This is a genomic window from Arthrobacter sp. 260 (assembly GCF_013116745.1).
Lineage (GTDB): Bacteria > Actinomycetota > Actinomycetes > Actinomycetales > Micrococcaceae > Arthrobacter_D.
Window position 1 is genome coordinate 60308 of sequence record NZ_JABFOE010000009.1, and the last position, 21658, is coordinate 81965.

A 21658-nucleotide genomic window follows, 5' to 3' on the forward strand; every position below is an offset into this window, starting at 1 on the left:
GTTCATGCGCAGCAGAAACACCCGGTGGGCGGGCAGTGGTGGTTCAGGGGGCTCCGCCTAGCAGCAGCGACCCTCGGGGTTGGCGTCCTGGCGGTCCGTCTTGTCCCGCCAGAAAGCCTTCTCGGTCATCGGCGGTTCACTCTCGTGGGTCGCCGCGTGATGGTCGAGGTAGGCCTGATAGGCGTTCTCCCCCATCACGCCCTTGAACAGCCAGACCGCGTGCCGTGCCCGCTCCAGAACGGTCATCAGTGACCCGTCCTCGCCGGCTTCTGGGCTGCGGGAAGTGCGTCCCACTGCTTCTCCAGGTCCTTCTCCGCCGGCGTGGCGATCAGGCCAGACGGCGCGTAGATCCGTGAGGGGACTGCCTTGTCCTCGGTGTTGGGGCCACCGCCATTGCGGTAGGCCTTCACCGAGGCGACGACGGCCGTGGTGATCACAATCAGCGCCAGCGTGACGAACACGATCGACAGCACACCCTGGATGAAGGTATTGCGTACCACCGCTTCCATCGCCTCGACGGAGGCAGCAGCTCCGAAGCTCTGCTCACCGGCCGCGAGCGCGTCGCGGAAGGCGAAGTGATTGGCCCAGTAACCCACCGAAGGGACCGGCGAGAAGATCTTCAGGAACGACGCCGAGATGGTCACCACGGCGGCGAATGCCAGTGGCAGTGCGGGGATCCACAGGTACTTGAAGGCTCCCTTCCGTGCGCAGATCGCCATGCAGACGGCGAGCGCGATCGCTGCGAGCAGCTGGTTGGCGATACCGAAGAGCGGGAACAGCGTGTTGATTCCGCCCAACGGGTCTGTGACCCCCATGATCAGGATCGCCCCCCAGCCAGCCACCATGATGGCTGTGCAGATCCAGGCGCCGGTCCTCCAGGAGGTGTCGCGGAACTTGGGGATGAAGTTGCCGATGCTGTCCTGCAGCATGAACCGCGCAACGCGGGTTCCGGCGTCGACGGCGGTCAGGATGAACAGCGCTTCAAACATGATGGCGAAGTGGTACCAGAAGGCCATCATGCCGGAACCGCCGATGAAGGACTGCATGATCTGCGCGATGCCGACGGCCAGCGTCGGGGCACCGCCGGTGCGGGAGACGATGGATTCCTCGCCCACGTTGTTGGCCAGCTGGCTCAGCATTTCGGGGGTGAGGTTCACCCCAGCCAATCCCAGCCCGTTGACGAAGGCAACGGCTCCTTCGATGGTGCCGCCGGTGGCTGCCATCGACGAGTTCATGGCGAAGTAGATCCCCCGGTCGATCGACAGGGCGGCGACGAGGGCCATGATCGCGACGAACGACTCCATCAGCATGCCGCCGTACCCGATGAAGCGGGTCTGGCGTTCCTTCTGGATCATCTTCGGGGTGGTGCCCGAGGCGATCAGGGCGTGGAACCCGGACAGGGCGCCACAGGCGATTGTCACGAACAGGAAGGGGAAGAGCGTGCCCGGGACCACGGGTCCGTCGGAACGGCTGGCGAACTCGCTCACCGCGGGGACGCTGATCTCCGGGCGGGTGATGATGATGGCGACGGCCAGCATCACGATGGTGCCGATCTTCATGAACGTCGACAGGTAATCCCGGGGGGCCAGCAGGAGCCAGACCGGGAGGACTGCGGCGATGAAGCCGTAGATGATGATGCCCCAGGCGATTGCCACCCGGTCGAGACCGAAGATGGCGACGCCCCACTCGGTTTCACCGATCCAGCCGCCGGCGATGATGGCGAGCATCAGCAGTACGAAACCGATGATGGAGACTTCGGTGACCTTGCCGGGGCGGAGGTACCGCAGGTAGACACCCATGAACAGGGCGATGGGGATGGTCATCGCGACCGAGAAGACACCCCAGGGGCTTTCGCCGAGGGCGTTCACGACGACGAGTGCCAGGATCGCGACGATGATGATCATGATGGCGAGCGTGGCGATCAGGGCTGCGGTGCCGCCGATCAGGCCGAGCTCTTCGCGGGCCATCTGACCGAGGGAGCGCCCGCCGCGTCGCATGGAGAAGAACATGACCAGGTAATCCTGGACGGCGCCTGCAGCGATGACACCGAAGATGATCCACAGGGTGCCAGGCAGGTAGCCCATCTGGGCGGCGAGGACCGGTCCGACGAGGGGCCCGGCGCCAGCGATGGCCGCGAAGTGGTGGCCGTAGAGGACGCGACGGTCAGTTGCCGCGTAGTCCTTGCCATCTGCCTTGTACTCGGCGGGAGTGGCCCGCCGGTCATCCGGCTGCAGGAGCTTCCGCTCGATGAACTTTGAGTAGAACCGGTAGGCGATGAAGTAGGTGCACACCGCCGCGAAGACGAACCAAATGGCGTTGACGGTTTCGCCGCGCACCAGCGCGAGCATGGTCCAGCTGAAACCGCCGAGCAAGGCAATACCGACCCAGAGGGCGATTTTGGCGGGTGTCCAGCGTCCCTCTTCGGCCTCGGCGATTGCGGGGTCGAGGGCGGTGGGTGGCAGATCCGGGTCCTGCACCAGGACATCTGCGTCCTGGCCATCACGGTCAGCTGGTGTGCGGCCAGCCTGACCGTGATTATTGCGATGCTCACTCATGGTGCTCCCTTGGATTTGAGTGTCTGAACCTGCCGAAGTTAGCAATGTGACCGCGGTTACGCCACCGCGTAGTGCCCCGGCAGGCATCCCAATCGCCAGGCGGTCGCCTTTATGCGCCGAAAGGTATTGCGAATGCACCGCAAGTAAGGAATGCTGTCCCATCGAACCAGCACCACCAGTGGGACTGTCTGGACTATCCCACCGGTGGACGCCGGTCAGTGGGACGGATCGACGGTGAGCAGGATTTTCCCGGTGTGCTCCCCGGAATCGAAGTACCGGTGCGCCGCGACGACGTCGTCGAGCGGGAACGTCCGGTCCACCATCCCTGTCACCGCCCCGGAGGCGATGAGGGGCCAGACGTGGTCCAGCACCGCAGCCATGATGGTTGCTTTCTCGGCGACGGGTCGGCCCCGGAGGGTGGTGCCCGCCACCGAGGCGCGCTTGGTCATCAGGGCGCCAAGATTCAGCTCGGCCGTCGCGCCGCCCTGCAGCCCAATCACCACCAGACGGCCACCAGTAGCGAGTGCCTCCACGTTCCGCGCCAGGTACTTTGCGCCGACGACGTCGAGAATGACGTCGACCCCCTTACCCCCGGTGGCGGCAGCCACCTCGGCCACAAAGTCCTGGTCCCGATAGTTGATGCAGACCGCGGCGCCGAGGCTGCGGGCAACCTCAAGCTTCGCCGCCGAGCCTGCGGTGACGAAGGGGATAGCTCCGAATGCTAGAGCCAACTGGATGGCCATGGTGCCGATCCCGCCGGAGCCCCCATGGATGAGCACCCGCTCCCCCGGCTGCAGGCGTGCTGTCAGGAACAGGTTCGAATAGACGGTCGCCACGACTTCGGGCAGTGCCGCGGCAGCCACCAGGTCCACGCCGGCGGGGACCGGCAGCACCTGTCCCGCGGGTACCGCCACCCGCTCCGCGTAACCTCCGCCAGCCAGCAGCGCCACCACTTCGTCCCCGACGGCGAAACCCGACCCGCCGGCGTCGGCAACCCGGCCGGAGACCTCCAACCCTGGATACTCTGGCGCCCCGGCCGGCGGAGGATAGTGGCCCTGACGTTGCTGGACATCGGCCCGGTTCAGTCCGGCGGCGACGACGTCGATCAGCACCTCCCCCTGCTCCACACGGGGTGCCTCCACCTGCGACACGGAGAGCACCTCCGGCCCACCTGGTTCAGTGATGACTGCTGCTCTCAAAGGATCCTCCGGGGAATGGTTTTTGGCTGAACTGGAAGCTACGTGAAACACTACTCACTTGGGAAGGTTGTCCGAGCGGCCGATGGAGCTGGTCTTGAAAACCAGTGTGCGGTAACCCCGTACCAAGAGTTCGAATCTCTTACCTTCCGCCCGTAAGAAAAAGTTGGTCCCGGTAGTTGCCGGGGCCAACTTTTTGTTAACCACAATCCCCTTGGCCCTTCACTTTCCGTAATCTCTCGTTCACTATTGTCTGATTGGCTCGAACCTGACCCATTTAGTTATCTGGATCACAATTGTCCAGATTTCGGGCCAATAACCGTTCGAAGATTCTGTCTTTTTGCGGACTCACTCGCGGCTGTCAGCAGCCAAAAGCCAAGGAGAACCACCGGATGAAACATTCGTCATGGAAGGGCGGGCTTGGCGCCGTGATCACGGTCGGGCTACTTGCCTCACCGATCGCTGCGCTACCTGCCTATGCGGCGCCAAACGGCGTCGTCATCAATGAGGCGTACGTCAACGGGGGCAGCGCCAACGCCCCGTATCTGAACAAATTTGTCGAACTGCACAACACCACCAGCGAACCGGTCGACATCAGCGGCTGGTCCCTCCAGTACCGCGCGGCGGGGAGTACCGGGGCGCCAACGGGGGTGTCATCGCTAAGTGGAATCATCCCGGCAAATGGCTACTACCTTATTGGCGGCTCCAGCAATGCTGACAACGGAGTCGCGCTTCCTGCAACGGATGCCGAAATCGGGGCGAGTTTCGCCGGGGGCGGCGGAACGCTGATCCTATCCAACGGTTCAACGGCAGTCGACCCACTGGGGGTGGGTTCGGTTGTTGATAATCCCGCCGTTGAGGATCTTCTGGGGTATGGATCGTCCAACACCTTCGAGACCGCAGTTGCGCAAAAGCCTGACAGCAACTCCGATCCACGGTCCCTGAACCGGACCGACTTCATCGACACCAACGACAACTCGGTCGACTTCACGCTGAGCGAGGCTGTGACCCCGACGAACGCCGACGGCGAGACCGGCACGTTCGAGCCGGAGCCCGAGCCCGAACCCCCTACCGCGGGGGAGGTAGTCCCGATCGCCGAGATCCAGGGCACCACAGACACATCACCGTTCGTGGGCGACACCCTCACCACCCGGGGCGTCGTCACCGCCGCTTACCCCACCGGGGGCATCGATGGCTACGTCATCCAGACCGAAGGCACCGGGACGACAACCTCGGAAGCCCGCACCGCCTCCGACGGTATTTTCATTTACTCTCCCGGGACCGTCAACGAGGTAGAGATCGGCGACCACGTTGAGGTCACGGGTGCGGTTTCGGAGAACTTCGGAGTCACCCAGATCGAGGTGATCGCGGGAGCCGCGAGCGTCCTCAGCGAGCCGGCCGAAGAGGTCAAGTCCCTCGTCACCCCCTGGCCCGAAACCGACGCCGAGCGTGAGCTGCTCGAAAGCATGCTGATCAGGCCCGACGGCGATTTCACCGTCTCCGACAACTATGACCTGAACCGGTACGGCGAAATCGATCTGGCCGCCGGGCCGGACGCCCTGGTCCAGCCCACCGAGGTTGCGCCACCGGGCACACCCGAGAACCTCGCCGTGCAGGCCACCAACAGCGCCCTCGGGGTTACCCTCGACGACGGCGCCACAGTGGACTTTGTGCAGAACATGGACCTGGCCCTGCCCTACCTGACGCTCGACAACCCCGTCCGCGTCAACGGCACCGCAACGTTCACCTCCGACGTCATTGTCGACTTCGACTTTGGCGTGTGGCGGTTCCAGCCGGTGACTCAGCTGACCGCTGAGAACGCTGAGACGGTCCAGCCAGCGACCTTCGTGGGCGAACGTCCAGCCACCCCCATCGATGTGGGCGGCGACATCAAGATCGCCTCGTTCAACGTGTTGAACTACTTCAGCACCACCGGCGCTGAACTTCAGGGCTGCACCTACTACAACGACCGCGCGGGCAACCCGATCACCGTCCGTGGCGGGTGTGATGCACGCGGCGCGGCCAACACTGAAAGCCTCGAGCGTCAGGAAGCAAAGATTGTCGACGCCCTGACCAACCTCGACGCCGATATGGTGTCGCTGGAAGAGATCGAGAACTCGGCAGCCTTCGGCAAGGACCGCGACGAAGCCCTCGCTACCCTGACCGCCGCACTGAACGAGGCCGAGCCCGGCGTCTGGGACTATGTTCCGTCCCCCGCCGAGATCCCTGCCAACGAAGACGTCATCCGCAACGCGTTCATCTACAAGACCGCAGCCGTGGAAACCGTCGGCGAGTCAGTCATCCTCGATGACGACGTCGCGTTCTCCAACGCCCGCAAGCCGCTGGCCCAGGCCTTCCAGGCCGCAGACGGCGACGAGTCGACCAAGTTCCTCACCATTGTGAACCACTTCAAGTCAAAGGGTTCCGGCTCGGGCGAGAACGCTGACCAAGGTGATGGCCAGGGCGCCTCGAACGCTGACCGCGTGGAGCAGGCAACCGCACTGGTGGCGTTCGCCGACACCATGCAGGAGGAAGCCGGCACCGAGAAGGTCTTCCTCACGGGTGACTTCAACTCCTACTCGGCCGAAGACCCCATGCAGGTGTTCTACGAGGCTGGCTACATCAACCAGGGACTGGAGACCGGAAAGTACTCGTACGTCTTCGGCGGACAGTCCGGGTCGCTCGACCACATCCTCGCCTCACCCGAGGCGGCTGCAACCGTCACCGGTGTGGACATCTGGAACATCAATGCAGTCGAATCGCTGGCGCTTGAGTACAGCCGGTTCAACTACACCCCGGTGAACTACTACACCCCGGACCAGTACCGAGCCAGCGACCACGACCCCGTGATTGTTGGCCTGGATCTCGACGCCGAGGTCACCGAGCCCAGCACGACGGCCGAGATCAACCTGTTGAACATCAACGACTTCCACGGACGGATCAACGCCAACACGGTGAAGTTCGCTGGAACAGTCGAGCAGCTGCGTGAAGCCGCGGGCGAAGAGAACACCCTGTTCATCTCCGCTGGCGACAACATCGGAGCGTCACTGTACGCGTCCTCATCGCAGGGCGACGTGCCAACGATCGACGTGCTGAACGCTCTGGAACTGAGCACCTCAGCCGTTGGCAACCACGAGTTCGACGGCGGCTTCGCTGACCTCACGGACCGCGTGGAACCCCTCGCGGACTTCTCCTACCTCGGCGCCAATGTCTACACCAAGGGCACCGAAGATGCAGCGATGGACGAGTACGACATCTTCACCGTAGATGGCATTGATGTTGCAGTCATCGGCGCGGTCACCGTTGAAACTCCCACCCTGGTCAGCCCGGGCGGCATCGCGGACCTCGATTTCGGAGATCCAGTGGAAGCAGTGAACCGGGTTGCGCAGGAGATTGAGGACGACGGCCTGGCCGATGTCATCATCGCCGAATTCCACGCTGGTGCTGACGGCTCCAGCGAAGACTCGGCAGCCCTCCCGGAAATCATTCCCGGCAGCGAGTTCGAGGCGATCGTCAACGAGACCACTCCCCTCGTCGACGCGATCTTCAACGGCCACACCCATTCGTTCTACGCATCTGATGCGCCAGTACCGGGTGAAGCAGGCGAAACCCGTCCGATCGTGCAGACCGGGTCCTACGGCGAGTTCATCGGTCAGATCGAACTGACCGTCGATATCGCAACGGGCGATGTGGTCGAGTACGAGGCGCGCAACGTGCCGCGCACCACCGTCGCCGACGACGTCCTGGCCACCGCGTACCCCCGGGTCGCCGAGGTACAGACCATTGTCAACCAGGCACTGGAGACTGCTGAGGAACTCGGTAGCGTGGTTCTCGGCAAGGTTACCGATGACATCACCACGGCGTTCGTCGGGGATGCACGCGATGACCGGACCTCCGAGTCGACCCTCGGCAACCTGGTTGCCGATTCGCTGCTGTCCTCACTGACTCCTGCCGATCGCGGTGGGGCCGAGATCGGTGTCGCCAACGCGGGCGGCCTCCGCGCCGAGCTGTACTACGACGAGAACGGTGACATCACGGTGGCTGAGGCCAATGCGGTGCTGCCATTCCTGAACAACCTGTGGACCACCACGCTGACCGGCGAACAGTTCACCGACCTGCTCGAACAGCAGTGGCCTCGCGAGGGCGGCTCCCGTACCGCGTTCGCGCATCTGGGACTGTCGGACAACGTCACATACACCTACGACCCTGAGGCAGCCCAGGGTTCACGCATCACTTCGGTGAGCATCGATGGGGAGCCGCTGGATCCTGCCCGGGATTACCGGATTGGAACCTTCAGCTTCCTGGCACAGGGCGGCGATGACTTCCCCGTCTTTGGCGAAGGCACCGACACCCTGGATTCCGGTCTGGTGGACCGCGATGCCTGGTTCGATTACATCGAGGCCAACTCTCCACTGTCTCCAACCTTTGACCGCCGCGCTGTGGCGGTTCAGGGCACTCCGGAGATCGTGGCACCAGGCCAGGAGGTCGCATTCGACGTTTCCAGGCTGGACCTGACCTCGCTGGGAAGCCCCGCCAACACCAGCATCGTCCTGTCCTACTCAGTCGGCGACGGCGATCCAGTGGAGATCGACACCTTCTCCGTCACCGACGGTGCCGCGCGGATCGCGTTCACCGTTCCGGCTGACGCCTTCGGTGCAACTTTCCGTCTGAATGCGCCTGACTCCGGCACCATGGTGCGCCTGCCCATCGGCGTCGAACTCGTTGAGTTCACCGACATCGACGGCAACGAGCACCAGGACCACATCGAATGGATGGCCGAGAACGGCCTCGCCACCGGTTGGCTCGAAGCAGACGGCACCCGTACGTACCGCCCTCTGTCGAACATCAACCGCGACGCGATGGCAGCATTCCTGTACCGCCTTGCCGGCGAACCGGAGTACCGCCTGCCCGCGGAGTCGCCGTTCAGTGACATCGACTTCCCAGCCGATGAAGCTGATCGGGTGGAGCACTTCGACGCGATCATGTGGATGCACGCCACGGGCCTGTCCACCGGCTGGCCCGAAGCCGACGGCACCCGGACCTTCCGTCCGGTCACCCCGGTCAACAGGGACGCCATGGCCGCATTCCTGAAGCGCTTCGCCGGGCAGATTTGCCTGGACGAGGAAACGATCGAATATGTTGACCCAAGTGGCGCTCCGTTCTCGGACGTTCCTGAGGGCAAGATGTTCGAAGAAGAGATTTCCTGGATGAAGGACAACGGAATCTCCGAGGGTTGGGGCGACGGCACCTACCGTCCGGTCACCCCGGTTGCCCGTGATGCGATGGCAGCATTCGTCAACCGGTTCGATGACACGTTTGGATCCTGCGGCAGGTAACCCTGCAGTGGGTAGTCAGAACCAACCACACTGACAGTCAGGCGGCGGGTCCCCTCGGGGGCCCGCCGCTTGCGGTTAACCACCCGGTGGTTACCCGACCCCGTAGCCACCCGGTGGCGGGCTCTACCTGCCGGAGGTGAGGATCGCCGCTGCGATACCGTCGGCGTCGCGCAGGGTCCGTCCCCCGGCGTCAGCGGGTGCATGCGCCTCGGCCGCGATGGCGGTCCCCCACTGGACGGAGGCAAGCTGCAATCCGATCACGTACAGGTCCGGCTGCTCCCGGCCGGCCCCGTCGATCGCCCGGTAGGGCGGGAGGGTAACGTCCAGCCCGGCTGAGGTGACGGGCGCACCGTCCTCGGCCATCATCACCTTGGCCCGGACCAACCCGTCCTCGAGCAGCTGCCGCAGCAACGGGGACAGGCTGTCCACCGCACGGTTCGGCGGCATCATGGCGTCGACCAGATGACTCGCTGTAGCCTCCTCGCCGTCGACCCACGGTGAGGAGGCCACAAACCGCCCGGTCCCCGCGTCGATGGTGAACTGGGGGTTCGGGCCCACGAACCGGACGACGCCGGCACGCGCCAGCGCGGCCAGCTGTGCGATCCGCACCGCCGGCGGACCGCTGGCCAGGCCCTCCACAAGAGGCTCAAACCAGCCGCGGAGCTCGGACATCCAGGCCTGGTCGGTCAATCCACCGTCTGCCACGACCGTCTTGATGACGGTCCGTCCCGCGTTCATTGCACCGATTGCCATCTTCAGGGGGCTGTCTTCACCCCGGACCGACTCGTCGACATCGGCGTCCAGGAAAGGGAGCACCGCCTCCTGGTACTCCTGCGCGTCAGCGAACCGGCGGCCAGCGAACGGGCGTGCGAGCCCTTCGACGTCGAGCCGTGGCGCTGCTGGCATCTCCTCGGCGAGAAGCTCCTCGAGGGCGGTGGCCCATCCCGGGCCGGGGACGTCCAGGGCCGCGTGGAGCCGGATCAGGAACGCGTCGGGGTCGGCCGGCCCGGCCCCCGCCACCCGGGCCATGGTGGCGTAGTAGGTGCCCAGAACGTCACGGTGCAGCAACGGCCAGATGTCATGGTCGAAGCCCGGACGGATACCCTGCCCGGCAAAGGACCGCAGCGCTGGAACCGTGCAGTGGCGCAGGGAGACGCTGCGGGGTAGATAGCTATCCAGCTGGGCCTTGGCCCGGTAGGGAACGCCCCGGCGGGATGCCGCGATGAGGAGCGGTTCCCGGCCGGTGGGATGGTACTGCAGCCGGCCGGTCTCGTCCGGGGCGAAGTGGCCGCCGCGCCCCTCGGAAAGCTGGATCATCACGTCGAAAAAGTTAAGTCCCAGGCCCCTGATCAGGACGGGCTTCCGGGCGGGAATCCTGGTCCAGTCGATATCTGCCGGGACCGCGGGGGGCCAGTAGTTGAGGCTGTACCGGGCGGCGCCGTCGCGCAGGGCATCCTGTTCGGGGTTGAGTTGCGCGGGGAGGTGGCCGAGAGCCAGCACGACGGCGTCTGCGATCAGGGCGGTCCCGTCGGCCAGTGCGACCCGGTACCCGCTGCTTGCCCGTGCCAGCTTCAGCGCGTCGGTGGCGTGGTGGGTGACGGTAATGCCGTCCCTGCAGTGAGCCACCAGCCGCTGGTAGGTCCACTGCAGGTACCTGCCGTACAGCGCCCGGCTGGGGAAGTCGGAGCCGCCGAGCCGTGCCAGTTCCTCCAGGTCACCCGCCGAGAGGGACGGCGCCGGAGTGGCGGTCATCTCGGTGCGCCAATCATTGAATGACCGGTCAACCACTGAAGGTGCGAGCCCGTCAGCCGCGCGCCCCACGGGCACGACCGACGGGAACAGCGACGGGGTGTTCATCAGGAACAGTCTCGACTGGTCTGGGCGCCACACGTGGCCTGGCCCGGGGGGTTCCGGGTCGATCAGGTGGATCTCGAGCGGTCGCCGTTGGCCATCAGGAAGGGCGTCCCATTGGGAGATGAGCCGTTCCGTCACTGAGGTGCCGCGGGGGCCGGCGCCCACCACAGCTACCAGTTGGTTACGACCCGTATGCATCAGATAAGGGTATCTGCTCCGACGCCGGCAAGCAGGGCGTCCCTCCGGCCGTCTCGGTTCGGGGGCTGCGCGGGGCGTGCATAGGATAGAAATATGACCTCCACCACAGACCAGCAATCCGGTCCGACCTCCGACGACGAGTTCATCTGGCTCGAAGACATCTACGGTGATTCACCCCTTGACTGGGTGCGGGCCGAGAACGCTGTCACCGAGCAGCAACTGGTCACCGACGATTTCCAGGATATGGAGCGCAAAATCCTGGAAGTCCTCGACTCAACGGAGCGCATCCCGCTGGTCTCCAAACGGGGCGGTCACTACTACAACTTCTGGCGGGACCAGGAACATCCCAAGGGACTGTGGCGCCGCACCACGTGGGACAGTTACACGGCCGCGCAGACCGAATGGGAGGTGCTTCTGGACCTTGACGCGCTCAGCGCCGACGAGGGCACCGAATGGGTCTGGGGAGGGGCAACGTTCCTTCGCCCGGCGGACGGAGCGCCCTACCAGCGCTGCCTGGTAGCCCTCTCCCCCGATGGTGGCGACGCGCGCCGCTACCGCGAGTTCGACGTCGTCTCCCGGACCTTCGTGGCGGACGGTTTCGACATCCCGGCTGCGAAGAGCCGGATCAGCTGGGCCGGACCCGATGCGCTTCACGTCGCCACCGACTTCGGCCCCGGGTCCATCACCACCAGCTCCTACCCACGGACCGTGCGCACCGTGCGCCGGGGTGAGCCGCTGACCGCCGCCGAGCTGGACTTCGAGATCCCTGAAACCCACATGATGGCCCTCGTGGTGCGGGACCAGACCCCCGGTTATGAGCGGGACATCGCCGTGGACACCATCGACTTCTACACCAGCCGGACGCACCTGCGCGGCGCCGACGGGTGGGTGCAGCTGGATGTGCCCGACGACGTGAACGTCTCGTTCCACCGGCAGTGGCTGGTCCTTCGGCCCCGGACGGACTGGAACGTGAACGGCACGGTGTTTGCCGCAGGGTCCCTCCTCGGCGTGGAGCTGGACGCGTTCCTGGCCGGTGAGCGCTCACTGATCACCCTGTTCCAGCCCGATGCCACCACCTCCCTGCAGTCCTGGAGCTGGACGCGGGACTACCTCCTGATCAACCTTCTCAACGATGTGTCCTCGGAAATCCGGGTCCTGAAGCCGGCAGACAACTGGCGGTCCGAGATCCTTGATGCCTGCCCGCCGCTGCATTCGGTCGACGCCTACGCCGTCGATGACGAGGACGACGACGCGGGAAACGACTACTGGCTCGTGATCAGCGGCTTCCTGACTCCGTCGACCCTGCTGCGCGGCACCATCGGCGGAAAGCATGCCCCTGTGAAATCCACGCCGTCGTTCTTCGATGACGACCGGTTCACCGTTGAGCAGCACTTTGCGGTGTCCAAGGACGGCACCCGCGTACCGTATTTCCAGGTGGGGGCGAAGGACCTGGTGCTCGACGGCGAGAATCCCACCCTTTTGTCCGGTTACGGCGGATTTGAGAACGCAATGGTCCCCGCCTATTCCGGGGTCATCGGCAGGGGCTGGCTGGAGCGCACCACCGACGGCGGCCGGCATGGTGTGTACGTACTGGCCAATATCCGCGGCGGCGGTGAGTACGGCCCGGCCTGGCACCAGGCCGCGCTGCACGCCAACCGCCACCGCGCCTACGAAGACTTTGCTGCCATCGCCATGGACCTGGTGTCCCGTGGGGTCACGCGCCCCGAGCTGCTCGGGTGCACCGGTCGCAGTAACGGTGGACTGCTCGTGGGCAACATGCTTACCCACTACCCGCACCTGTTCGGCGCGATCTCCTGCGGGGTGCCGCTGCTGGACATGCGCCGCTACACGAAACTCTCCGCCGGCTACTCCTGGATTGCCGAGTACGGTGATCCCGACAAGCCTGAGGAATGGGAATACGTCAAGACCTTCTCCCCTTACCACCAGCTGCGCCCAGGGGTCACCTACCCGCGCACGCTGATCTGGACCGCTACCAGCGACGACCGGGTGGGGCCCGTGCAGGCGCGGAAGATGGCCGCACGGATGAAGGCAATGGAGATTGGCAATGTGTGGTTCCACGAGGCCCTGGAGGGCGGTCACGCGGGCGCGTCTGACAACCGGCAGGCGGCCCGCATGCACGTCATGTCGCAGGAGTTTCTGTGGAAGGCGCTGACCGGCGGACTGTAGCCGTGGGTGGTTTTGCTCTTGCCCGGTTCTTACAGGTAGCCTTGGGTGGCTAGTAATAGCCGCTGGAGACGTGCCAGAGCGGCCGAATGGGCTTCACTGCTAATGAAGTGTGGGCCTAAAGCCTACCGGGGGTTCAAATCCCCCCGTCTCCGCGCAGAACGACGAAAGCACCCCCAACCTCGGTTGGGGGTGCTTTCGTCGTTCTGGGGCGGCTCAGGCCTTTAGCGCCAGGACAAACGGCAGAACTTCGTGCGCACCGGCGTCCCGCAGCGCCTTCCCGGCGACGGTAATGGTCCAGCGGCTGTCGGCGAGGTCGTCCACCAGCAGCACCGGCCCCGGGTTGGCCGCGAACCATTCCTGACCCTCCTCCGGGACGGCGAACCGGTCCCAGACCGCTGCCAGCCGGAACGCGCTGTTGCCACCGGGAGCCCCGGTGGGCCAGCCGTGCGGTGTTTGGAGAGCGCCCAGGTACGGGATGCGGCCCACTCCGGCCAGTCCTTCCGCCAGGGATCGCACCAGCAGCGGGCGCCGTCGCGACGGCACACTGACCACGGCGACCGGACGGGTGGCCCATCCCCACTGGGCCAGCACCGAGACGCAGGCCTCAACAGCCAGCGGGCCGAGCGGCTGGTCGGGGGTGGATTCAGCCAGCATCTCACGGAGGCGGCTCCCCCACCCGAGGTCGGTGAACCGTGCCAGTGCCCTTCCCGACCCGTTGGCCTGGGTTGCGGGGATGCGGCCCTTGACCGGCACACCCAGCTTGTCCATGCCGCTGGGCCACTGTCCCCGCGGATCCACCTCCACACCGACCTTGCTGAGCGCCTTCTGGGCGCTGTCGGACGCGTCATGCGCCACTTCATCCGAGTACCAGGGGCCAGCGCAGTTGTCGCACCGCCCGCAGGGCGCCGCCGTCGGGTCATCGAGGGCGGCGGCCAGGAACTCCATCCGGCAGCCCGTCGCGTTCTCATAGTCCAGCATTGACTTCTGTTCGGCGACCCGCGCCTGGGCGATCCGCCCATACCGTTCGCTGTCATACAGCCACGGCGTGCCGGTGCTCTCCCAGCCGCCCTGTACCTTCCGGACGGCGCCGTCCACGTCCAGCACCTTAAGCAGCAGTTCCAGTGGGGTGCGCTTGAGGTTGACCTGGGCTTCGAGGGCTGGCGTGGACAGAACCGTTCCGGAGCCGAGCGCGTCGAGCACCCGGGTCGCCTTTTCTTCGGACGGCATCGAGGAGGTGGCAAAGTACTCCCAGATCTCCCGGTCCTCAGTACCCGGCAGGAGCAGGACGTCAGCGTTGGGGGTGCCACGCCCGGCGCGCCCCACCTGTTGGTAGTAGGCGACCGGGGAGGAGGGCGCTCCAAGGTGGATCACAAACCCCAGATCCGGTTTGTCGAACCCCATGCCCAGTGCGCTGGTGGCCACCAACGCCTTGACCTCGTTGTTCTTCAGGGCAGCCTCAGCAGCTTCGCGATCCGCCGGGTCGGTGCGGCCGGTATAGGCGAGCACCTGATGGCCGTTTGCCCGCAGGAGGTGGGCTGTATCTTCGGCCGCCGCTACTGTCAGCGCGTAAATGATCCCGCTTCCGGGCAGCTCCTCGATGTGGGTCAACAGCCAGGCCAGCCGGGACCGGGGACTGGGCAACCGCAGCACGCCGAGCCGCAGGGAGTCCCGAGCCAGCGTGCCGCGCAGCGTGAACACCTCGGTGCCGTCGGTGCCCAACTGCTCCTCGACGTCGCTGACCACGCGCGAGTTGGCGGTTGCCGTGGTCGCCAGCACCGGCACCCCTGCCGGTAGCTGGGTGATCAGGTCGCGGAGCCGGCGGTAGTCCGGGCGGAAGTCGTGTCCCCAGTCGGAGATGCAGTGCGCCTCATCGATGACCAGCAGGCCGGTGCGCCGGATCAACTCGGGAAGGTGGCGTTCGCGGAACGCCGGGTTGTTCAGACGCTCCGGCGAGACGAGCAGCACATCGACAGTGTTGGCGTCGAGCTTGGCGGTGATCTCCTGCCAGTCCGTCTGGTTGGCCGAATTGATCGCTTCAGCCCGGACACCGGCGCGTGCCGCTGCCGCGACCTGGTCGCGCATCAGCGCCAGCAGGGGCGACACGATGAGGGTGGGTCCTGCGCCGCGCGAGCGCAGCAGCAGACTGGCGACGAAGTACACCGCTGACTTGCCCCAGCCGGTGCGCTGCACCACCAGTGCCCGTCGCCCACCGTTCACCAGGGCCTCGATCGCCTCGAACTGGCCATCATGAAACTCGGCGTCGTCGCGCCCTACAAGGGTCCGCAGAATTTCGGCTGCCTGGTCATGGAGTGTGGTGGTGTCAACCATGAGCCCTAGTATTGCAGCCCCCGCTGACAGCCTGGGCGGGCGGGTCGAGAATGTGGATACCGCACGCGCCTTCGCCTGCACACGCCTTGTCTGGCAGGGGGCAACGGTTAGACTCTCCGAGTGAACAAATCCTTCGATCTTTCAGCATCCTTCAAGGCCTACGACGTCCGCGGTATCGTCGGCGAGAGCATCACCGCCGAGATTGTCGAGGCCGTAGGCGCCGCCTTCGTGGACGTGCTCGGCCTCGGCGGGCAGATCGTTCTGGTGGGCGGCGACATGCGTCCGTCGTCGCCCGAGTTCAGCCAGGCGTTCGCGCGCGGCGCCACGGGCCGGGGCGCCGATGTCGTACTGCTGGACCTGATCTCGACCGATGAGCTGTACTACGCCAGCGGAGCCCTCAACGCAGCGGGCGTCACCTTTACCGCGAGCCATAATCCTGCCGAATACAACGGCATGAAGATGTGTCGCGCCGGAGCCGTTCCGGTGTCCTCGGAGACCGGCCTGGTCGAGATCCAGGCCCTCGCCGAGCAGTACCTGAACAGTGGGTCCATCCCCGTCGCGGAACGGACCGGCACCATCGGCGTCCGCGACGCGCTTGGCGGGTACGCAGAATACCTCCGCTCCCTGGTGGACCTGTCCGGATCACGCCCCCTGAAAGTGGTCGTGGATGCAGGCAACGGGATGGGAGGGCTCACCACGCCCGCCGTCCTGGGCGACACGCTGCTCCCCAAACTTCCCCTTGAGATCATCCCCCTGTACTTCGAGCTCGACGGATCGTTCCCGAACCACCCGGCCAATCCGCTGGAACCGGAGAACCTCAGGGACCTGCAGGCGGCAGTGGTCAGCAACCAGGCGGACATCGGAATCGCCTTCGACGGCGACGCCGACCGATGCTTCGTCATCGACGAGCAGGGCAACCCGGTCTCGCCCAGCGCCGTGACCGCAATGGTGGCCCGCCGGGAAATAGTCCGGGCGCAGGCTGCCGGGGAAGATACTCCCGTCATCATCCACAACCTCATCACCTCCCGCGCGGTGCCCGAGCTGGTGGAACGCCTGGGCGGGCGTCCGGTCCGTACCCGGGTGGGACACTCCTTCATCAAGGCCGTGATGGCCAAGGAGGGTGCCGTGTTCGGCGGTGAGCACTCAGCTCACTACTACTTCAGGGACTTCTGGAACGCCGACACTGGAATGCTGGCGGCCATGCACGTGTTGGCCGCACTGGGCGAGCAGCCGGGGCCGCTGTCCGACCTGGGCCGCGAGTATGAGCCGTACTTCTCCTCGGGTGAGATCAATTCACGGCTGGACGACGTCCCCGCCGCTGTTGCCCGGGTGCGCGAGGAATTCGAGAGCGACGGCGTCACTGTGGACGAGCTCGACGGGTTGACGTTCACAGCAGATGACGGTTCCTGGTGGTTCAACCTCCGTGCCTCCAACACCGAGCCCTACCTCCGCCTGAACGCTGAAGCGGTCGACCCCCAGGTCCTGGAAACATTGACCGAGCAGGTGCTGGCGCAGGTTCGCCAGTAGGGGACGCCGCCCCGGACCCCGCAACCCGTGATCGACGAAGACCTGTAAGACGGTGAGGGCACCCTGTGGATTTCTCCACCGGGTGCCCTCAGTTATTCAGTCAGTTACTCAGTCACTGGATGTTGCCGATCAGACGGCGAACCGCTCCTTGAGCCCGGTCAACTGATCCTGGAGCTCGGCGGGGAGCGACTCACCGAACCGTGAGTACCACTCCTCGATACCGGCCAGTTCAGCCGCCCACTCCTCGGGGTCAACCCGCACCGCTGCGTCGACCTCCTCCGGCGTCATGTCCAGGCCAGTGAGGTCCAGCGAATCTCCTGTCGGCACGAAACCGATGGGGGTTTCGACGGCGTCGGCGGTCCCTTCCAGCCGTTCGATGACCCACTTCATCACCCGCGAGTTCTCACCAAAGCCCGGCCAGGCGAATCCTCCGTCAGCGGTCCGTCGGAACCAGTTCACCAGGAAGATCTTGGGCAACCGTTCCTGATCGGCCTTAGCGCTCAGGGTGATCCAATGGCGCAGGTAGTCGCCAGCGTCGTATCCCATGAACGGGAGCATTGCCATCGGGTCGCGCCGTACCCGACCGACCTCCCCGGCCGCCGCCGCCGTCGTCTCGGAGGACAGGGTGGAGCCCATGAAGATGCCGTTGGTCCAGTCGCGTGACTGGGTGACCAGGGGAACGGTGGTCTTCCGGCGCCCGCCGAAGAGGATAGCCGAGATTTCCACGCCGTCCGGGTGGTTGAACTCGTCGGCCAGCATGTCGATCTGGTCGATCGGGGTGCAGAACCGGGCGTTCGGGTGGGCAGCTGTCTTCTCTGAGGCGGGCGTCCATTCGTTCCCCTGCCAGTCGGTCAGGTGCTCCGGCACTTCGGCCGTCATCCCTTCCCACCACACGCCGCCGTCGTCGGTCAGGGCGACATTGGTGAAGATCGAGTTGCCCTTCGCGATGGCGCGCATCGCGTTCGGGTTGGTGAGCCAACCGGTGCCGGGTGCGACGCCGAACAGGCCAGCTTCGGGATTGATGGCCCGCAGTTCTCCTTCGTCGCCGAACCGCATCCAGGTGATGTCATCGCCCAGCGTCTCGACCTTCCAGCCCTCGATGGTGGGGTCCAGGAGAGCCAGGTTGGTCTTGCCGCAGGCGGAGGGGAAGGCCGCCGACACGTAGTAGGTCTTATTCTCGGGAGAGGTGAGCTTGAGGATGAGCATGTGCTCCGCCAGCCATCCCTCGTCCCGTGCCATCACCGAGGCAATCCGCAGGGCGTAGCACTTCTTGCCCAGCAGCGCGTTGCCGCCGTACCCGGAGCCGAAGGACCAGATGGAGCGTTCCTCCGGGAAGTGGACAATCCACTTCTCGGCGTTGCACGGCCAGGGTACGTCAGTCTCTCCCTCGGCGAGGGGTGCGCCGAGGGAGTGGAGGGCGGGGACGTACTCGGCGTTGAGCTCGGTCATCCGTTCCAGCACCCCGGTGCCAATATTGGCCATGATGCGCATGGAGCTGACCACGTAGGCGCTGTCAGTGATTTCGACGCCGAACTTGGGGTTCGCGGCGTCCAGGTGTCCCATCACAAACGGGATCACGTACATGGTGCGTCCGCGCATGGCGCCGGTGAAGAGACCCCGCAGCTTCTCCTTCATCTGGTCCGGGTCCATCCAATTGTTGGTGAACCCGGCGTCGCGCTCGTTCTGGGAGCAGATGTAGGTCTGCTCCTCTACCCGTGCCACGTCCGCTGGATCAGAGAACGCCGCAAAGGAATTGGGGAACGTTTCGGGGTTGAGACGCCGAAGGGTTCCAGCGTCCACCAGTTCGTCGGTGAGCGCCTTGTTCTCCTCCTCGGAGCCGTTGACCCAATACACCCGCTCAGGCTGAACCATTTCGGCAACTTCCTGAACCCACGCGAGCAAGCCAGCGTGAGTGGTCGGCGCAGGGGTCTGCGTGCCCTGATCGGTTGCGTTCAGGTTATTGTCATCAACCAGCTGGCGTACGGGATCGCCCATAACATGTCCCTTCGTTGGGTGGGTGGTGTAACGATGCTATGGTCCATGTCACTAAGGGGCTTAGCACCGTCAAGTGGGCTGCGGTGGGGTCTCCTAGGATATTTCCCTAGAATCTACGGCGGCTAGACAGTGTCAAGACTACGTAATGTGATTAAGGTCACGTAGACCGGTCTAGTCATGAATCAGCATCGAGGGCCTCCGGCCGCCCGACCGCTCCCCGCAGGCCGGGCAGATTAGGCGTAGGTCCTCAATAGCTGTAAAGTTATCTACGGCCAATAACCGCGTGGTTCGCCTGAAAATGGCAGACACAAGGTTAGCTAACGGCGATGCGTGCGTAGCTCAATGGATAGAGCACCTGACTACGGATCAGGAGGTTGGGGGTTCGAGTCCCTTCGCGCGCACGGTTTGATGAAATGCCCTCCCCACTGGTGGAGGGCATTTCTTTTGCCCAAATACGCCAGAGGTTGCCCCGCGGGACCGGCGGTGAAAAGCTCAAGGCATGAGTGACTCACAGGACTTTGACGTAATCGTGATTGGCGCCGGCGCTGTCGGCGAGAATGTGGCGGATCGTGTGGTGCAGGCTGGCCTCTCCGCGGCGCTGGTGGAATCCGAGCTGGTGGGTGGAGAGTGCTCCTACTGGGCGTGCATGCCGTCCAAGGCCCTCCTCCGCCCCGGGACCGCGTTGAAGGCCGCTTCGTCGGTCGCCGGATCGCGGGAGGCAGTCAGCGGCTCCCTCGATGCCCAAAAGGTCCTGGACCGTCGCACCGAATTCACCTCCAACTGGGACGATTCCTCGCAGGCCGTCTGGGTCAAGGACAGCGGCATCACCCTGGTCCGGGGAACGGCGCGACTCACGGGTGAGCGGTTGGTTGAGGTGAGGGACAACGACGGCGACGTCACGCTTCTGACCGCACGCGTGGCAGTAGTGCTGGCCACCGGGTCCACCCCCACCACCCCACCCATTGACGGCCTGGACGCCATCGAGTTCTGGGGCACACGGGAAGCCACCTCCGCCACCCAGGTGCCCGATTCCCTGGCAGTCCTGGGCGGCGGCGTCGCGGGCACCGAACTGGCCCAGGCCTTCGCCCGGTTGGGTGCGAAGGTCACCATCATTGCCCGGAGTGGGCTGCTTTCCAACTACCCGAAGCCAGCCGCCGATCTGGTTCGGGCGGGACTGGAAGACGACGGCGTCGTCGTCCTGACCGATACTGCCACCGAGTCCGTGCGGCAGGAGGCTGACGGTTCGGTCACGGTCACGCTGGGCGATGGCGAGACGGTGACCGCGGCGAAGCTCCTGGTCTCCACCGGCAGGCGCCCGGCGCTGGCCAATCTGGGCCTTGAGGACCTTGACCTCGACCCCGGGAAGCTGGTGACGGACCAGTCAGGCCGGGTGCAGGGCGCGGACTGGCTGTACGCCGTGGGCGACGCGGCGGGGAAAGTCCTGCTGACCCACCAGGGTAAGTACGAGGCCCGCATTACGGGCTCGGCAATCGCAGCCCGCGCGGCGGGAACCCTTGGGGACGCCGTCGAGGACTGGAGTCCTTACGCGTCAACAGCAAACCATTACGCAGTCCCCCAGGTGGTATTCACAGACCCCGAGATCGCTATGGCCGGGCGCACCATTGAACAGGCACGCGAAGCTGGTCTCACCGTCAGCGAGACCAGCCTGGAAATCGCCGTGGCCGGATCGGCCCTCCACTCGGATGGCTACCAGGGGTGGGCCCAGATGGTCGTCGACGAGGATCGGCGGATCCTCGTCGGAGTGACCTTCGCTGGGCCCGACGTGGCCGAGCTGCTGCATGCAGCCACCATTGCTATTGCGGGCGAGGTCCCGCTGGACCGGCTCTGGCACGCGGTGCCCGCCTACCCGACCATCAGCGAGGTCTGGCTGCGCCTGCTCGAGAAGTACGGGCTCTAGGCCCGCCGCACCACGAAATCGGTCATGACCGCGTCGCGGCCATCCAGTTCGCTCCAGTGCCGGTCATGTTCCAGCACGGACAGCCCCGACGTCGGGTAGTGGGTAGCCATTTCCATCACCGCGTCCTCATCGGAGTCAGCTGAGGCCAACCGCATGGCCAGCTCCTGGACTCCCGGCATGTGGGTAATGACCAGGAGGCTGGTGACCGTTGCCGGCACGTGATTGATCAGTGCCAGGATCTCAGTGGCGGTCGCGGAGTAGAGACGGTCCTCAAGCTTGGGGGTGGGCGCCTTGTCGCCGAGTTCCTGGCAAATCCAGGTGCAGGTCTGGCGGGTCCGTAAAGCTGAGGAACAGAGGATGAGGTCCGGGACGGCGTCGTTCTCCACCATCCACCTGCCGGGCAGCGGTGCGTCCCGGTGGCCGCGCGAACTCAGGGGGCGCTCGAAGTCCTCCACGTTGCGGGGCCAGTCCGATTTGGCGTGCCGCAGCAGCATAAGTCGTTTCAGGTGATGGGATGCCATGGCCTGAAGTCTATGGGGTGTGGCGGTGCCGACAGGACGCCAG

Annotated in this window: 12 protein-coding genes and 3 tRNA genes; 8 read left to right on the forward strand and 7 right to left on the reverse strand. The window is 65.1% G+C overall.

From position 1 onward, the window contains the following. Positions 1 to 57 precede the first annotated feature (57 nt). The 3 genes from HMI57_RS11515 to HMI57_RS11525 all read right to left on the reverse strand — a co-directional run bounded on the left by HMI57_RS11515 (position 58) and on the right by HMI57_RS11525 (position 3754). Entirely contained in the window at positions 58 to 246 is a 189-nt protein-coding gene (locus HMI57_RS11515; protein WP_171586159.1) for a YbdD/YjiX family protein, read from the reverse strand. Then, positions 246 to 2555: a carbon starvation CstA family protein gene (locus HMI57_RS11520; protein ID WP_171586160.1), complete on the reverse strand. Its 2310-nt coding sequence runs from the start codon at positions 2553 to 2555 to the stop codon at positions 246 to 248. Before HMI57_RS11520 ends, HMI57_RS11515 begins: the two co-directional genes overlap by 1 nt. Before the next feature lie 215 nt (positions 2556 to 2770). Then, on the reverse strand, positions 2771 to 3754 hold the full coding sequence (locus HMI57_RS11525) for an NAD(P)H-quinone oxidoreductase (RefSeq protein ID WP_171586161.1): 984 nt from the start codon (positions 3752 to 3754) through the stop codon (positions 2771 to 2773). A gap of 61 nt (positions 3755 to 3815) precedes the next feature. Between HMI57_RS11525 and HMI57_RS11530 the strand changes: the two genes are divergently transcribed. Beyond that, a tRNA-Ser gene (locus HMI57_RS11530) sits at positions 3816 to 3903 on the forward strand. A 240-nt stretch (positions 3904 to 4143) separates the two neighbouring features. Beyond that, positions 4144 to 9087 (forward strand): ExeM/NucH family extracellular endonuclease, encoded by a 4944-nt coding sequence (locus HMI57_RS19130; RefSeq protein ID WP_228721074.1) that lies wholly within the window; start codon positions 4144 to 4146, stop codon positions 9085 to 9087. Positions 9088 to 9210: 123 nt separating this feature from the next. Here HMI57_RS19130 and HMI57_RS11540 read toward each other — a convergent pair whose 3' ends face one another. After that, positions 9211 to 11139 carry an FAD/NAD(P)-binding protein gene (locus tag HMI57_RS11540; protein ID WP_171586162.1) on the reverse strand — a complete coding sequence of 643 codons (1929 nt, stop codon included), beginning with the start codon at positions 11137 to 11139 and terminating at the stop codon, positions 9211 to 9213. A 93-nt stretch (positions 11140 to 11232) separates the two neighbouring features. On the opposite strand from HMI57_RS11540, the gene HMI57_RS11545 reads away from it, so the two are divergent. Continuing rightward, on the forward strand, positions 11233 to 13326 hold the full coding sequence (locus tag HMI57_RS11545; protein WP_171586163.1) for a prolyl oligopeptidase family serine peptidase: 2094 nt from the start codon (positions 11233 to 11235) through the stop codon (positions 13324 to 13326). Between the two features lie 64 nt (positions 13327 to 13390). Beyond that, positions 13391 to 13478 (forward strand) — tRNA-Ser (locus tag HMI57_RS11550). 61 nt (positions 13479 to 13539) lie between these two features. Here the strand turns inward: HMI57_RS11550 and HMI57_RS11555 are convergent. Beyond that, positions 13540 to 15654 carry a RecQ family ATP-dependent DNA helicase gene (locus tag HMI57_RS11555; protein WP_171586164.1) on the reverse strand — a complete coding sequence of 705 codons (2115 nt, stop codon included), beginning with the start codon at positions 15652 to 15654 and terminating at the stop codon, positions 13540 to 13542. Here HMI57_RS11555 and HMI57_RS19395 point away from each other — a divergent pair. Both HMI57_RS19395 and HMI57_RS11560 read left to right on the forward strand, forming a co-directional pair. Beyond that, a complete protein-coding gene (locus HMI57_RS19395) occupies positions 15653 to 15778 on the forward strand; it encodes a hypothetical protein (protein WP_267313545.1) in 126 nt (41 codons plus the stop codon). The genes HMI57_RS11555 and HMI57_RS19395 overlap by 2 nt on opposite strands. Further along, on the forward strand, positions 15775 to 17181 hold the full coding sequence (locus tag HMI57_RS11560) for a phosphomannomutase/phosphoglucomutase (RefSeq protein WP_171586165.1): 1407 nt from the start codon (positions 15775 to 15777) through the stop codon (positions 17179 to 17181). The genes HMI57_RS19395 and HMI57_RS11560 overlap by 4 nt, the downstream gene beginning before the upstream one ends. Positions 17182 to 17310: 129 nt before the next feature. Here HMI57_RS11560 and HMI57_RS11565 read toward each other — a convergent pair whose 3' ends face one another. Next, a complete protein-coding gene (locus tag HMI57_RS11565) occupies positions 17311 to 19176 on the reverse strand; it encodes a phosphoenolpyruvate carboxykinase (GTP) (RefSeq protein WP_228721075.1) in 1866 nt (621 codons plus the stop codon). A 328-nt stretch (positions 19177 to 19504) separates the two neighbouring features. Between HMI57_RS11565 and HMI57_RS11570 the strand changes: the two genes are divergently transcribed. Further along, positions 19505 to 19577: transfer RNA gene (locus HMI57_RS11570), tRNA-Arg, on the forward strand. Between the two features lie 98 nt (positions 19578 to 19675). Continuing rightward, positions 19676 to 21094, forward strand: a complete 1419-nt coding sequence (locus HMI57_RS11575) for an NAD(P)/FAD-dependent oxidoreductase (RefSeq protein ID WP_171586166.1) — start codon at positions 19676 to 19678, stop codon at positions 21092 to 21094. Here HMI57_RS11575 and HMI57_RS11580 read toward each other — a convergent pair. After that, positions 21091 to 21615 carry a histidine phosphatase family protein gene (locus HMI57_RS11580; protein ID WP_171586167.1) on the reverse strand — a complete coding sequence of 175 codons (525 nt, stop codon included), beginning with the start codon at positions 21613 to 21615 and terminating at the stop codon, positions 21091 to 21093. The genes HMI57_RS11575 and HMI57_RS11580 overlap by 4 nt on opposite strands. Between the last annotated feature and the right edge of the window lie 43 nt (positions 21616 to 21658).

Coding starts and splice junctions, on each gene's coding strand:
- HMI57_RS11515 (WP_171586159.1), bottom strand. CDS start 246: ATGACCGTTCTGGAGCGGGCACGGCACGCGGTCTGGCTGTTCAAGGGC.
- HMI57_RS11520 (WP_171586160.1), bottom strand. CDS start 2,555: ATGAGTGAGCATCGCAATAATCACGGTCAGGCTGGCCGCACACCAGCT.
- HMI57_RS19130 (WP_228721074.1), top strand. CDS start 4,144: ATGAAACATTCGTCATGGAAGGGCGGGCTTGGCGCCGTGATCACGGTC.
- HMI57_RS11540 (WP_171586162.1), bottom strand. CDS start 11,139: ATGCATACGGGTCGTAACCAACTGGTAGCTGTGGTGGGCGCCGGCCCC.
- HMI57_RS11545 (WP_171586163.1), top strand. CDS start 11,233: ATGACCTCCACCACAGACCAGCAATCCGGTCCGACCTCCGACGACGAG.
- HMI57_RS19395 (WP_267313545.1), top strand. CDS start 15,653: ATGAGCCCTAGTATTGCAGCCCCCGCTGACAGCCTGGGCGGGCGGGTC.
- HMI57_RS11555 (WP_171586164.1), bottom strand. CDS start 15,654: ATGGTTGACACCACCACACTCCATGACCAGGCAGCCGAAATTCTGCGG.
- HMI57_RS11565 (WP_228721075.1), bottom strand. CDS start 19,176: ATGGGCGATCCCGTACGCCAGCTGGTTGATGACAATAACCTGAACGCA.
- HMI57_RS11575 (WP_171586166.1), top strand. CDS start 19,676: ATGAGTGACTCACAGGACTTTGACGTAATCGTGATTGGCGCCGGCGCT.
- HMI57_RS11580 (WP_171586167.1), bottom strand. CDS start 21,615: ATGGCATCCCATCACCTGAAACGACTTATGCTGCTGCGGCACGCCAAA.